Annotated in this window: 12 protein-coding genes; 7 read left to right on the forward strand and 5 right to left on the reverse strand. The window is 35.2% G+C overall.

Annotation, left to right across the window (positions count from 1 at the left end; translation table 11 throughout):
• Window positions 1–27 precede the first annotated feature (27 nt).
• Window positions 28–1,572: a serine hydrolase gene (locus KYG33_RS18335; RefSeq protein WP_219072184.1), complete on the forward strand. Its 1,545-nt coding sequence runs from the start codon at window positions 28–30 to the stop codon at window positions 1,570–1,572.
• 268 nt (window positions 1,573–1,840) lie between these two features.
• Here the strand turns inward: KYG33_RS18335 and KYG33_RS18340 are convergent, their stop codons facing one another.
• The 3 genes from KYG33_RS18340 to KYG33_RS18345 are packed head-to-tail and all read right to left on the reverse strand — an operon-like array spanning window position 1,841 to window position 3,192.
• Window positions 1,841–2,482, reverse strand: coding sequence for an archaemetzincin (locus tag KYG33_RS18340; protein WP_257468835.1), 642 nt, complete (start codon window positions 2,480–2,482; stop codon window positions 1,841–1,843).
• Window positions 2,469–2,735, reverse strand: coding sequence for a hypothetical protein (locus tag KYG33_RS22525; RefSeq protein WP_257468836.1), 267 nt, complete (start codon window positions 2,733–2,735; stop codon window positions 2,469–2,471). Before KYG33_RS22525 ends, KYG33_RS18340 begins: the two co-directional genes overlap by 14 nt.
• Window positions 2,716–3,192: a SixA phosphatase family protein gene (locus KYG33_RS18345; protein ID WP_047377738.1), complete on the reverse strand. Its 477-nt coding sequence runs from the start codon at window positions 3,190–3,192 to the stop codon at window positions 2,716–2,718. Before KYG33_RS18345 ends, KYG33_RS22525 begins: the two co-directional genes overlap by 20 nt.
• Window positions 3,193–3,307: 115 nt before the next feature.
• Here KYG33_RS18345 and ruvX point away from each other — a divergent pair, with 115 nt between their 5' ends.
• From ruvX to KYG33_RS18375, 6 genes are all read left to right on the forward strand, one after another.
• Window positions 3,308–3,724, forward strand: coding sequence for a Holliday junction resolvase RuvX (gene ruvX, locus KYG33_RS18350; protein ID WP_047382122.1), 417 nt, complete (start codon window positions 3,308–3,310; stop codon window positions 3,722–3,724).
• Window positions 3,721–4,293, forward strand: coding sequence for a peptide deformylase (def, locus tag KYG33_RS18355; RefSeq protein ID WP_077413845.1), 573 nt, complete (start codon window positions 3,721–3,723; stop codon window positions 4,291–4,293). Before ruvX ends, def begins: the two co-directional genes overlap by 4 nt.
• Window positions 4,294–4,368: 75 nt before the next feature.
• A complete protein-coding gene (locus KYG33_RS18360; protein WP_077413846.1) occupies window positions 4,369–4,923 on the forward strand; it encodes a DUF5606 domain-containing protein in 555 nt (184 codons plus the stop codon).
• Between the two features lie 295 nt (window positions 4,924–5,218).
• Window positions 5,219–5,986 carry a nucleoside triphosphate pyrophosphohydrolase gene (mazG, locus tag KYG33_RS18365; protein WP_219072185.1) on the forward strand — a complete coding sequence of 256 codons (768 nt, stop codon included), beginning with the start codon at window positions 5,219–5,221 and terminating at the stop codon, window positions 5,984–5,986.
• A gap of 56 nt (window positions 5,987–6,042) precedes the next feature.
• Window positions 6,043–6,918, forward strand: a complete 876-nt coding sequence (locus KYG33_RS18370) for a hypothetical protein (RefSeq protein ID WP_219072186.1) — start codon at window positions 6,043–6,045, stop codon at window positions 6,916–6,918.
• A 39-nt stretch (window positions 6,919–6,957) separates the two neighbouring features.
• Complete coding sequence (locus KYG33_RS18375; RefSeq protein ID WP_180565147.1) at window positions 6,958–7,776, forward strand: hypothetical protein; 819 nt, start codon at window positions 6,958–6,960, stop codon at window positions 7,774–7,776.
• Window positions 7,777–7,857: 81 nt separating this feature from the next.
• On the opposite strand, the gene KYG33_RS18380 is transcribed toward KYG33_RS18375, so the two are convergent.
• Complete coding sequence (locus tag KYG33_RS18380; RefSeq protein WP_077413850.1) at window positions 7,858–8,580, reverse strand: hypothetical protein; 723 nt, start codon at window positions 8,578–8,580, stop codon at window positions 7,858–7,860.
• A 296-nt stretch (window positions 8,581–8,876) separates the two neighbouring features.
• Window positions 8,877–12,593 carry a metallophosphoesterase gene (locus KYG33_RS18385; protein WP_219072187.1) on the reverse strand — a complete coding sequence of 1,239 codons (3,717 nt, stop codon included), beginning with the start codon at window positions 12,591–12,593 and terminating at the stop codon, window positions 8,877–8,879.
• Window positions 12,594–12,603 lie beyond the last annotated feature (10 nt).

A 12,603-nucleotide genomic window follows, 5' to 3' on the forward strand; every position in this document is an offset into this window, starting at 1 on the left:
GTAAATTTGGGAAAATTAAAATAAACAATGAAACAGAAACTTTCTTTTTTCATTTTTCTTTTGACCGTAGGACTGGCCAATGCGCAGGTTGAAGAAAAAAAACTGGACGAGCTGATCCAAAATACCCTGAAAACCTTTGATGTACCTGGAATGTCCGTGGGAATTGTAAAAGATGGAAAAATGATTTATTCCAAAGGTTTTGGAGTACGTTCTCTTACGACCAAACAGCCTATGGATGATAATACATTGGTGGGAATTGCTTCCAATTCTAAAGGTTTTACATGTACAGCATTAGCAATCTTAGCAGATGAAGGAAAACTGAACTGGGATGATAAAGTTTCAAAATATATTCCTGAGTTTCAAATGTATGATCCTTACGTTTCTCAAAATGTAACGATAAAAGATCTTATTACGCACAGAGCCGGATTGGGCCTTGGACAGGGAGATCTTATGTTTTTTCCGGAAGGAGGGAACTTAACGGTGAATGACATTGTTCATAATGTGAGATACCTGAAACCTGAAAACCCTTTCAGAACAAAATTAGATTACAATAACATCATGTTTATTGTTGCCGGAGAAGTAATTCACAGAGTTTCAGGATTAAGCTGGGCAGAATTTATCGAACAGAGAATTATGAAACCTGTAGGGATGACTTCAAGCTTTGGGAGCTATAACAGAGCAAAGTCTGTAACGAATAAAATTGATGCACATGCTCCTGTAGACGGAAAAACAATTGCCGTTCCCCACGACTGGAATGAAACAGCAAATGCCGCAGGGGGAATTATGAGTAATATTAAGGATATGACAGTTTGGGCAGAATGTCTGTTGAATAATTTCACCACCAAGGATGGGAAAAAATTAGTTTCAGATAAAAATGTTCAGCAGCTGTGGAATCTTCAGATCCCTGATAGAGTAGCGGCAAAAAATCCATATGATACAAGCTTCTACGGATATGGTTTAGGCTGGTTCCTGAGCGATGTTAAAGGACATAAGCAGGTACAGCATACCGGTGGATTAATCGGAACTGTTACCCAGTTTACTTTAATTCCGGATATGAAGCTGGGCATTGTAGTATTGACGAACCAGCAGTCCGGAGCTGCTTTCAATACCATTACTAATACTGTGAAAGATTCTTATCTTGGCGTAGCAGACAGAAACTGGCTGAAAACATATGGAGACAGAATGTCTAAGATGGAAGCTGATTTTAATAAACAAAAGAAAGATGCTTTTGTAAAATCAGAAACATTTAAAAAAGAGAAATCTCTTCAGCCAAAAGCAGAGCAGTTTATAGGAACTTATAATGACGTATGGTTTGGTGATGTGGAAATTGCGCAACAGGGAAATACTTACAGAATTTCATGCAAAAACTCTCCAAGATTAAAAGGAGAATTGCTTCCTTATTCTAACAATTCTTTTATTATCAAATGGGATGACAGAAGCTATGATGCAGATGCTTATATTATTTTCAGTTATGATGAAAACGGAAAGGCAGAATCTGCAAAATTAAAAGCGATTTCTGATGTGACAGATTTCAGTTTTGATTTTGATGATCTGGATTTGAAGAAAAAATAAAAGATAAAAACATAGAAAAATATTCAAAAGATCGGGCTTTGGTTCGTTCTTTTTTGTTTGTTAACCACGAATACCACTAATATATTCACGGATGACACTAATTTTAATAATAATTGAAAATTAGAACTTATATAATTCAATAGGAACAGGCTAAAGCCCGTTTTTCTTATATACAATGTAGCCAAAACTTAACCACCCCGTCAAAAAATAATTTTTTTGCCACCCCTCCAGAGGAGGGGAATATGAAGTCTGTAAAAGGAATGGTAGTTTACTGTACAAGATTCAGATCCTGATTTGCTAAAGTAAGCTCTGTATTAAGGTGTTGTTTTTCAAAGAATTTTTTTAGTTCAAGAAGTCTTTTCTTATTGTCATAATGAATGCTTGAATTCAGTTTCCTTTGACACAATGAGCAAGCTCTTGCAAGGTGATAATCTGTTTCTGTAAGTGAATTGGTTCCATTCATCACACAGTTGGCATTCAGACAATGGCTGATTCCGAGCATATGCCCGATCTCGTGGGAACTGATTTTTATTAATCTTAAAAAAGTTTCATTGAAATTGGAATCGGTTAAATGACCATTTGCAAATCTGTACATAGAGGTTACCCCTACACCTTCTTCATAAGAAGCCAGCCCAAAAACGTAATTCCATTCTGGTTTCGGGAAAAGATCTTTCTCTGTAATTCCCATCAGTACTACAGCATCTTTAGGTTTTCTTTTGATCAGAATGCTGTCCAGTACATAACCTGCCAGAACTTGTTCGTGTCCTTCCTTTGAAATTCTTTTGACTTTTTCAGGAAAGATCGTATTGGGTAAAACGGGAAGGATTTTTATTTCCAGCTGGAAATATATTTTTAAATATTCTTTGGTGAGTGCTATTTCTCTTTTCTGAAGTTCATCAAAAAGTTCCAATGGGTTGAAGATAAATAGTATTTTTTCCAGGTTCAGGTTTTATTTTTTTTAATTTCTGAAAATCTTCAAATGTCTGGAAATGCTCATCATGGTTATACCGCCAGCTTCCGGGTTTTGGAGAAGCCGGGAGTTTTATATCATTCAGTGCAGTCGATTCAAAATAAGATTTCTTCTGTTTCTGACATGAAAAAAGAAAGATGAATAGAGCTGCATAAAAAAAGAGAGATGTAACGTTATATTTTCCCTGGTTCATAAAAGAACAGAAGTTTCTTTTTGGCACCGTCAAATTCTGACCACGATTCACAGTCTACTTCAAAACCAGCGACTCCGCATGTGGGAAAATGAAAAATATCTTCAGAAATGGAATTGGCAAAATTTGAAATTCCATTATTGTGAGAGAAAAAAGCAACTGAATTCAGGGTGTCATCCAGGTCATAAATTACAGATTCAAAACTTCTTTCCGAAGGATTGTACAATTTTTCATCAGTAGAACAGTTAAGTTGATAAGCCTGATTAAAAATTTTACACGTATTCAGTGCACGTACCGCGGGGCTTGACACAAAGTGATCGATGGAAATATTATTGTTTTTAAGGAATCTGGACATGTGCATAGCGTCTGTCAAACCTTTGTCTGCCAATGGTCTGTCAAAGTCCTCCGTTTCCTCCGGCCAGTCGCTTTTTGCATGTCTTACGAGGATGAGTTTCTTCATATAATTGTTTTTTGGAAGATTAAAATTATAAAAAAAATAATGGAATAAAACATGATTTATATAAAAAAACTGCGTTATGAATAAAATCAGTAAATTTTACTAAATTTGCAGACTTATGGGACAAATCCTTGCAATTGACTACGGAAAGGCTCGTTGTGGTATCGCTGCAACAGATGATATGCAGATTATAGCCAGTGGGCTGGAGACTGTAGAGAACCGTTTTTTAATGGAATTTTTGAAAAAATATTTCAATGAAAATAAGGTAGATGAAGTGGTAATTGGGCTTCCCATAGATTTGAAAGGAAACGTTTCGGAAATCGAAACTGATATTTTAAAATTCATTGAAGAATTTAAAAAAGAATTTTCGGATATTGCGGTCCATCGTTTTGATGAAAGGTTTACTTCCAAAATGGCTTCGTTTTTTATTTCTCAAAGTGGAAAAAACAAAAAAAAGAGGCAGGAAAAAGGATTAATAGATAAAGTAAGTGCAACCATCATATTGCAGAATTTTTTAGAACAAAAATTAAGATGATTTTACCGATAAGAGCTTTTGGGGATCCTGTTTTGAGAAAAGTGGGAAAAGATATAGACAAAGATTATCCCGAATTACAAGAATTGATAGATAACATGTTTGAAACGATGTACAGCGCAAATGGCATAGGTCTTGCAGCGCCTCAGATCGGTTTGGATATCCGTATATTTATAATAGATGTGACTCCTCTTGCTGAAGATGAGGATTATGAAGATATTAAAGATGAGTTGGCAGAGTTCAAAAAAGTATTCATCAATGCCAGAATTCTTGAAGAATCAGGTGAAGAATGGAAGTTTAATGAAGGCTGTCTTTCTATTCCGGATATAAGAGAAGATGTAAAAAGAAAAGGGACAATCGTTATTGAATATTATGACGAAAATTTTGTGAAACATACAGAAACTTTTTCCGATATTAGAGCCCGCGTAATTCAGCATGAATATGACCACATTGAAGGGGTACTGTTTACTGATCACCTGAGTGCTCTGAAAAAGAAACTGGTAAAAGGTAAACTGACAAAAATCTCTCAGGGTGACGTAAGCATTGGTTACAAAATGAGATTTCCAAAATAATTTAAACAAGGATAAAAGAAATAATATAAAGCAAAAAGCTTAGAGCTGATTGCAGAATTTACAAAAAATAAAATTATGCTGTTAGAAAAAATAATTTCAATTTCTGGAAAGCCAGGACTTTACAAATTAGTTTCTCAATTAAGAAACGGATTCATCATTGAAGATGTTACCACTAAGAAAAAAGTAAGTATTGGAAACTCAAGCCAGGTAAGTTTGTTGGATAATATTGCCATGTTTACATTTGAAAAAGAAGTTCCTTTGTTCGAAGTTTTTGAAAATATTGCTAAAAACAATGATTATAAAGAAACAATTTCTCACAAATCTTCTGATGCAGATTTAAAAGAATTTATGGTGTCTTCTTTACCTAACTATGATACAGAAAGAGTATATGCTTCTGATATCAAGAAATTGGCTCAGTGGTACAATGTTCTTCATAAAGCGGGATATATTACTCCTGAAAGTTTTGTAAAGGCAGAGCCTGAAACTTTGGATGGAGAGCCTGCAGAAGAATTAAACATTGAAAAAGAAGCTAAAAAAGCTCCAAAAGCAGAAAAACCTGCTGCACCAAAAGTAAAAGCTACTTCAGCTGCAAAATCAGCTCCAAAAAGTACGCACAGAAAACAAGGATAATTCATTCAATTTGAATTAAAAATACAAAGTCTTGTCAGGAAATTTCTGACAAGACTTTTTGTTTTTTTATGATGTAGCAGATGACAGATAATAGGGATTAGTGAATTTTCTGCTAAGTTCAAATTTCGTCTGTATCTTTAAACATTAAACATTAAACATTAAACATTAAACATTAAACCCTAAACCTGTAACCTCTTGCATTCCATATCCACAAACTCTTAACTTTCACTCCAAACCACTACCACAGACCCAAAATATCCCTTACATTTGTACAAGATTGAATTTTTCATTACTTATGAATACGAAACAGGAGAAACTAGAGGCCTTCGGAAGATTACTGGATATCATGGATGATCTGCGTGAAAAATGTCCGTGGGACCAGAAACAGACTTTAGAGTCACTTCGTCATCTTACCCTTGAAGAAACCTATGAACTTTCAGATGCTATCTTACAGAATGATCTGCAGGAAATAAAAAAAGAGCTGGGAGATGTTCTGCTTCACCTGGTTTTTTATGCTAAAATTGGTTCAGAAAAAGAAAGTTTTGATATAGCAGATGTGATCAATTCCCTTAATGAAAAGCTGATTTTCCGCCATCCTCATATCTATGGAGATGTTGAAGTGAAAGATGAGGAAGAGGTGAAACAGAACTGGGAAAAATTAAAACTAAAAGAAGGAAATAAATCTATTTTGGGTGGAGTACCGAAAAGTTTGCCGAGTTTGGTAAAAGCTTACAGAATCCAGGATAAGGTAAAAGGAATCGGTTTTGAATTCCATGATGCTGAAGATGCCTGGAAAAAAGTAGATGAAGAGATTCAGGAGTTTCATGCTGAGACTGATCTCAATAAAAAGGAACAGGAACTTGGGGATGTATTTTTCTCACTGATCAATTATGCAAGAATTTCAGGAATTAATCCCGATTCTGCTTTGGAAAGAACCAATCTTAAGTTTATTTCAAGATTTCAAAAAATGGAAGGACTTGCTGAGGAACAGGATTTAAAATTGGCAGATATGTCTCTTGAAGAAATGGATGTTCTGTGGGAAAAGGCAAAAAAACTTTCATAGCTCTTTATTGGAACAATTAATGCTTCTTACATTCAATTAAAAAAATAAAAATAAATATGTTACGTTTTCTTATTTTACCTGCTTTGCTTCTATTGAGCTGTAATCCAAAAGCTCAGAATTCTCCCACTAACGAGGATGAATTGAAAGTCCAGTTTTCCCTACCTAAGAAGTTGAAGGAAGTCTCCGGAATTGCTTTATCAAAAGATAAGAAGACCATTTGGGTGATAGAAGACAGAGGGAATAAAAATGCAGTATACGGCATCAATGATAAAGGTGAAATGTTGGCAAAAGTGCCTGTAGAAAATACAGAAAATACAGATTGGGAAGACATTATATCAGATGCTCAGGGAAATATTTATATCGGAGATTTTGGTAACAATGATAATAACCGTACCGATCTTGCTATTTTAAAAACTGATCTTACCATCAGTACACAGACAACAACAAAAGTTGTTCAAACCACAAAATTCCATTATCAGGGTCAAACGGAATTTCCACCCAAAAAATCAAACCTGTTGTACGATTGTGAAGCTTTTGTAGAAATGGATGGTAACTTCTACTTATTCACAAAAAACAGAAGTAAGGGTTTTGACGGAACTTTCCTTGTATTCCAGGTGCCCAATAAAGAAGGTGATTTTGAAGCAAAATTAATCGGAAAACTAAAACTTCAGGGTGGTTATAATGATGCAGCCATTACTTCAGCTACGATCAACAGTACAAAAGATAAAATTGTATTGCTGACGCATAAAAATGTACACGTTCTTACAGGCTTTACGGCCAACGATTTCAGTGGTGCAAAAATTCAGAAAATTTCATTGAATCATAATTCCCAGAAAGAAGCCATTGTTTTTCTTGATGATAAAACAGTTATGATTGCAGACGAGAAAGGGAAAAATGAAGGGGGGAATGTATATACGTTTTCTTTAAACTAAATTTTATATTTTTATAATAAATATACTAACTAATTAACCATGAAAAAATTGTTTTACATTTCACTTGCATTAAGCCTGTTCTCATGCAGCAGCAGTGATGATACCCCAGCGGATACTCCACCGCCTCCTCCGGTTATACAGACTGAAAAAGCTTATGTTAATGGGGTAGATGGTATCGGAACACCTAATCCTAAAGAATTTTATGAATTTACTTATGAAAATGGAAATTTAACGAATGTTAAAGGAAGGTTTTATAAAATATTTATGCAAATGGAGGATATGTTTTTTGCCGATAAGATTACTACACTGTCTTACAGTAATAATAAAGTAATCTTAAGTGAATTGGAAGGAGCAAATTTTCAAGGCTATCAGGAATATCGTTTTACCATGGATAATAACAAGCCTGTAAAACAGGAACATTATTATGTAAATAATGTAACCGGCCCTGGTTCTGTAGCTGACACCAAAACTTATACTTATGAACAGGATAAATTAAAAAAGATTTATTGGAAATTTGAAGGTCCTGGTGGTTATGAATATTTCACAACCTATTATTATAGCAATAATAACCTTACTAAAAGTGAGGTCATAGAAAAAATAAGTGGAATAGATAATAAGTTAACTACGATTACATATTCTGATTTTGATAACGCTGCAAATCCATTTAAAAAACTTTATCTGCTGAATAATGAGTTGTATGAGAAAAGCTTATCTGCTAATAATTTCAGAAAAAAAGTATCCGTCACGGAAAATTTAAATCCGGCTAATGGCAATATTCCTCCAAAGACAACAACAAAAATATGGAACTATAAATACGATGCTAACGGACAGGTATTATTATTCTTTCCAATACTATAAAAAATCAAATAAAACCCCACAGAGAAATCTGTGGGGTTTTTGAATATATGAATGTATTGAAGTGATTGACATTTTTACGTCTTATGGAGTAAGGTAAGAGATATGGATATTTCCACTTGATAGCCTAAAATCCTGAGTATATCGGCAGCGTATTCTGAAGGTTTCTCCTGTATTGAAAAAGTTAATGGATGAAAGATTATGGTTCAATCCTGTAGTGCGTTCTCCATGGCCTGTAGATATGCCTGCAAGCGTTGTAAGTGCCGGCGAAACTTTTTGGATATAAGAATTTGCTGTTCCTGCAGTTTGTCCTGACGGATTTAGATTAAGATCATAGGTTGCATAAGGAACAATATTATAAAACCCGGGTTTTACCACTGTGAAAAGTCCTGTTGCTGAGTTATAAGTTAAATAAGCTGTATCAATCTTATTGCTCACATTGAAGACGTAGGTTTGTGAATAACTTTCATGAATGGTGATTGGAGTAGAGTGTGTTCCTGTATAACTGCCGCTGGATGGGCTGATATCTGTTTTGTTCCCTACATACACAACTTTTAAGAAATTTTCAGATTCAATTGTTTTCCATACCGGAGTATTTCCGGCTCCGTTTGACATTAGGACCTCACCTTTGTTTCCTGAATTACCTTTAGTTCTGTCATCGCCGCCTACATTCAGGTCTTTAACAACCTGTAGTGAACCGTTGACATGTAAAGTATGTTGAGGTGTTGATGTTTTAATCCCTATCTGTGCATTTAAATGTATAAACAGGGTAAATAATGCCATATACAATAGCTTCTTTTTCATCATTTGTTGATTTTTTTATTGCTACAAATATAAAATGTTTTTAAAATGTCTGTTTTTTAAAGAATTGATAAACATATAAAGCTATGTGTGGTGTTGACCTATATAGCTGAAAATATGGCTTTTATTTAAAAGCCATATTTGTTTTATTAATGAAAAATGTAAGCTGAAAATTAGGATTATTAAATTTAATTAAAATTGGATTTTTTTTGAATATTCAACTGTAATTAGTTTTAATAGGTTTTAAAGAATGTTTTGTATCTGTCTTAAAATTGTAATACTGATGATGAAAATTTGATTATTTAAAATTTCATTCCTAACCCTGCGGAAAGTCTTCCACCATCTGAACCATAGAAATAATTCAGTCTTGCAGACATCATTTCTACAATGCTCAGCCATACACCGGCACCGGCAGATTGGTGCCATTTTCTGGAATTTTCACTGTCATTCCATACACGGCCGATATCATATCCGATAAGAATTCCCATATTCGCAGGAATAATATTGTTTCTTACTCTCCCGAAATCCCATCGTATCTCTGAATTATTGGTAAAATATGATCTTCCTGAGAATCTTTCGTTTCTGAAAGCCCTCATCCCATTGTTACCTCCAATTGCAGCCGCCTGATAGAATTCAAAATTGTTATTATTGATCCACATTACGTTACTGGAATTGGCAAAAACAAATTTTCCTTTCTTATCAATTCTATGATCAATGGCAAGCTTTCCTTTTACAGTCAGGAAGTTTTTATTAAAGTCGGAAAGAGTTGCTTTCCAATCGGCATTAAGCATAAATTCCAGTCCAAGAGTAGGGAATGCTGTATTATCTGCATTTTTATAGCCAAATGTATAATTGGCTCCTACAAACTGTTGGCTGTTAAATACACCTGGTCTTACGTCCGGTGACTGGTTGATGAAGCGGTCAGCCTTTCTCTGGACTTTATTATCTTCAAAGGTTAATTGAAACTGATGACTCAGATTCATCCAGCTTTTCTGAGAGATAGAAGGTGCAAAGTTGAATTTTGAAATTCTGGCTCTGTTGTATTCTCTTTCTGTATCTTCCTTATCATATTCACTTTCATTGGAAAGGCCAAAGAAGTTTTGAGAAAACCTTGGAGTCGTATAAAATGCATCCAGATTGAAATCCCAACCTGAGATAGCCTTTTTAAATACTCCTTTATAGGTAAGGCTGAATCCTGCAGTAGCAGTATAAAAATTAGCTTTTAAGCTATGTCTTTGGGTATAAGGATCACGGATGAAGTTATTGACTGTATAATTGGCCAGAACGCCTACAATGACACCGTCATCCGGGTTATAGTCCAGGTTTGGATATCCTGCAAAGGAATTGTATTTCGGGTGTTTATAATTATAGCTGTTGATGTCATAATCATCAGTGATGTTTTTGGTTGCATTGCCAGCGTTATAAGTATTCTTCTGAGATTTAAAATCATAAATCTTCACTTTTCTTCCATCAGCAACATTATAAGTATCATGATTATATCCACCAATCAGCCGGATGTTCATTTTAGGGTTTCCGGTTCCTGCCACTTCATAGATATCATCATCTTCAAGTCCGTAGATCCACAATTCTTTTGTTTTTGAATCATGATAGGTCTTTTCAAAAACCAGCTCATTCTGATCTTTGTTCTTGCCCAGTTTATATTGCTGTACAAGTACTGAATGTCCGTTTTTGGTGATGACAAACTTATCAGGATTTACAGTTCCTGCCAGAGATACTTTTTTCTGTAATACATCATAATACTGAGCAGCGTAGCTCTGAAGTTTTGTTTTTCTTACTTTCAGCTTTCTCTGAATTTCAGCAATGGTATTGTCCTGTACCTCTTTCGGAAGATTATGGAAAGCATCATCAATATCTACATCAGTAAGATGTTCCTGAATATATTTTGCCTGAGTCTCCCATTCTGTCTGATCAGCTCCTTTTAAAAAGACCAGATCCATCGGGTAGGGTTCCATAGCAAGCCACTTGACACTGCTGATATCTTCAGTAAAGGTTTTCATATGGCGAATTGCCGGAACATTCATAATAAGCTTAAATGCAGCTCCGTCATATTTGCTGAATGCCTGATCTCTGTCTTTAGGGATAGGCTTATACACTACTTTGTCACCCGCTTCATATTCTGCCCATTTCCACTGATCCGAGTGTCTGTCCCAGTCACCAATAAGCATGTCAAATAATCTGGCTCTGATGTAAGATTCTCGGTCGACAGAATATTTATTGCTTTTGCTGAGGTTCTTCAATACATCATCCGTGGAAACGATATCTTTTGCATTACCGAGATAAGCCAATGTTTTAGGGTCAGAAGAAAAACGTTCTTCAATCATGTACATTTCATCTCCATAATTCTCGTTATATCTCCCTAAAGCTTGTTGTTTAGGAATATAATAGAGTTTTGGATTACTGTGCAAAATATTCAGTTTCTCTGACATATTTCCAATCGTAAACGGAGTAAATGGGTGATTGGTCGTATAAAAATCCAACAAGAATTTTTCAGGGAAAGTATCGGTGAGCTCTTCACCCAATGTACTTTTTGTGAAAGCCATATTGTTGAGAAAACGGATGGCGCTTTTTTTCACTCCACGCATCACAAATTCCTGTCCGTCCGCTGATTTCAGTCGCAAGCTGTTGGACTGGTTTCCTCCACCTTCTCTGAAAGGGATATATCCGCCGTTTAATTCTGAAAGATTGGCAGTTGGAGCTTCAATCGGAATTCCATAATAATACCTGTAATGATCTCCCCAAAGCCAGCGGTAAAATTTTCTTTTTTGAGTAAGCTGTACCGGGTAGATGGTTGAGGAAAATGTCTGCGGAAAAGAATTGGGAAAATTATTGATAAATACATCCGGCTTGGAAATTACTGAAATATGAGTCAGTTTTTGAAGCTGTGCATCTTTTGTAGAAAAATATTCAACATCTGTACTTTCATCTTTTCTGAAATTTAAAACAGCAAAACCACTTCCTCCGTAAGAAAAATCAGTTTTTTCTATAATGGTAGACGGGTCTGTTTTGGAACCTGCTCCACTGATGATTTGTCTAAGGTTTCCGTCTTCGTGGTACTGTAGATTATGATCATGCCCGGAAACGAAAATAATATTTTCCTTATCCTGAACGATGCTTTTCAATCTGTTGGCCAGATCAGCATAATGCTGGTTATTGATATCTTCAGGACTGGCTCCTGAAGAACTTCTTAAAATATTGATTATACTTGCAACACCGGGAACAGGAATCTTACTTTTTAAAGGAAAAAGATGGGATTTTGCAGAATTAAAACCTGCATGGGTCCCACTGCTGATAATGGGGTGGTGTAAAGCAACAATGATTTTTTTACCCTGATTTTTAATGATCAGATCTTTAAATTCTGTGAAAAAATCCTCGCGGGTTTTGATATTACAGTTTTTATTGATTCCCGGGTAATTGTCCCAGTTGGCAATAACCCATTCTGTATCAACAGCTATGAGCTTAATGTCTTTAGAAACGTTGATATCATCAATAGGACATCCGTTTTTAGGCAGAAAAGCTTTTTTGTCGTCGAGGTATTTTTTTACCAGTCCTTCCTGAGCGTTCAATCCTTCCAGTCCGTTATACCAATCGTGATTTCCGGGAATTACCAATGTTTTACCTTTGAAATTCTTCGTTATGGCAAGTTGATTTTCCAGTTTATCTTTGGCTGAAGCATATTCTTTATCTGTTTCTTTAGGCATCCCGTTAGGATAGATATTATCTCCCAAAAAGATCAGCATAGAGTTGCTGTCGACAGAATCCAGTTTGCTTTTCAGTAAACTCAGTGTTTTTTGTGCATGAGGTTCATCTGCGTTTCCTGCATCTCCAATCAGAAAAAGTTTAAAATCATTCTCGGATTTTATCTCAGAATCTTTTACTTCAAATAAGTTTTTGCCCTTTTGTACGTTATATGTAGCACAGGAATAAAGGGCTCCTGCGGACATTACAGTTCGAAGAACAATAGAAGTATTTTTTAGATGAGTTTTAAAGGATAAATTCATAAATTTACAT

This window comes from Chryseobacterium sp. D764, from assembly GCF_019317325.1.
Classification (GTDB): Bacteria; Bacteroidota; Bacteroidia; order Flavobacteriales; family Weeksellaceae; genus Chryseobacterium.

What these genes read in the sequence shown, in the direction of transcription:
- def (WP_077413845.1), top strand. Translation starts at nt 3,721, where the DNA reads ATGATTTTACCGATAAGAGCTTTTGGGGATCCTGTTTTGAGAAAAGTG.
- KYG33_RS18345 (WP_047377738.1), bottom strand. Translation starts at nt 3,192, where the DNA reads ATGAAGAAACTCATCCTCGTAAGACATGCAAAAAGCGACTGGCCGGAG.
- KYG33_RS18370 (WP_219072186.1), top strand. Translation starts at nt 6,043, where the DNA reads ATGTTACGTTTTCTTATTTTACCTGCTTTGCTTCTATTGAGCTGTAAT.
- KYG33_RS18380 (WP_077413850.1), bottom strand. Translation starts at nt 8,580, where the DNA reads ATGATGAAAAAGAAGCTATTGTATATGGCATTATTTACCCTGTTTATA.
- KYG33_RS18360 (WP_077413846.1), top strand. Translation starts at nt 4,369, where the DNA reads ATGCTGTTAGAAAAAATAATTTCAATTTCTGGAAAGCCAGGACTTTAC.
- KYG33_RS18335 (WP_219072184.1), top strand. Translation starts at nt 28, where the DNA reads ATGAAACAGAAACTTTCTTTTTTCATTTTTCTTTTGACCGTAGGACTG.
- KYG33_RS22525 (WP_257468836.1), bottom strand. Translation starts at nt 2,735, where the DNA reads ATGAACCAGGGAAAATATAACGTTACATCTCTCTTTTTTTATGCAGCT.
- ruvX (WP_047382122.1), top strand. Translation starts at nt 3,308, where the DNA reads ATGGGACAAATCCTTGCAATTGACTACGGAAAGGCTCGTTGTGGTATC.
- mazG (WP_219072185.1), top strand. Translation starts at nt 5,219, where the DNA reads ATGAATACGAAACAGGAGAAACTAGAGGCCTTCGGAAGATTACTGGAT.
- KYG33_RS18385 (WP_219072187.1), bottom strand. Translation starts at nt 12,593, where the DNA reads ATGAATTTATCCTTTAAAACTCATCTAAAAAATACTTCTATTGTTCTT.
- KYG33_RS18375 (WP_180565147.1), top strand. Translation starts at nt 6,958, where the DNA reads ATGAAAAAATTGTTTTACATTTCACTTGCATTAAGCCTGTTCTCATGC.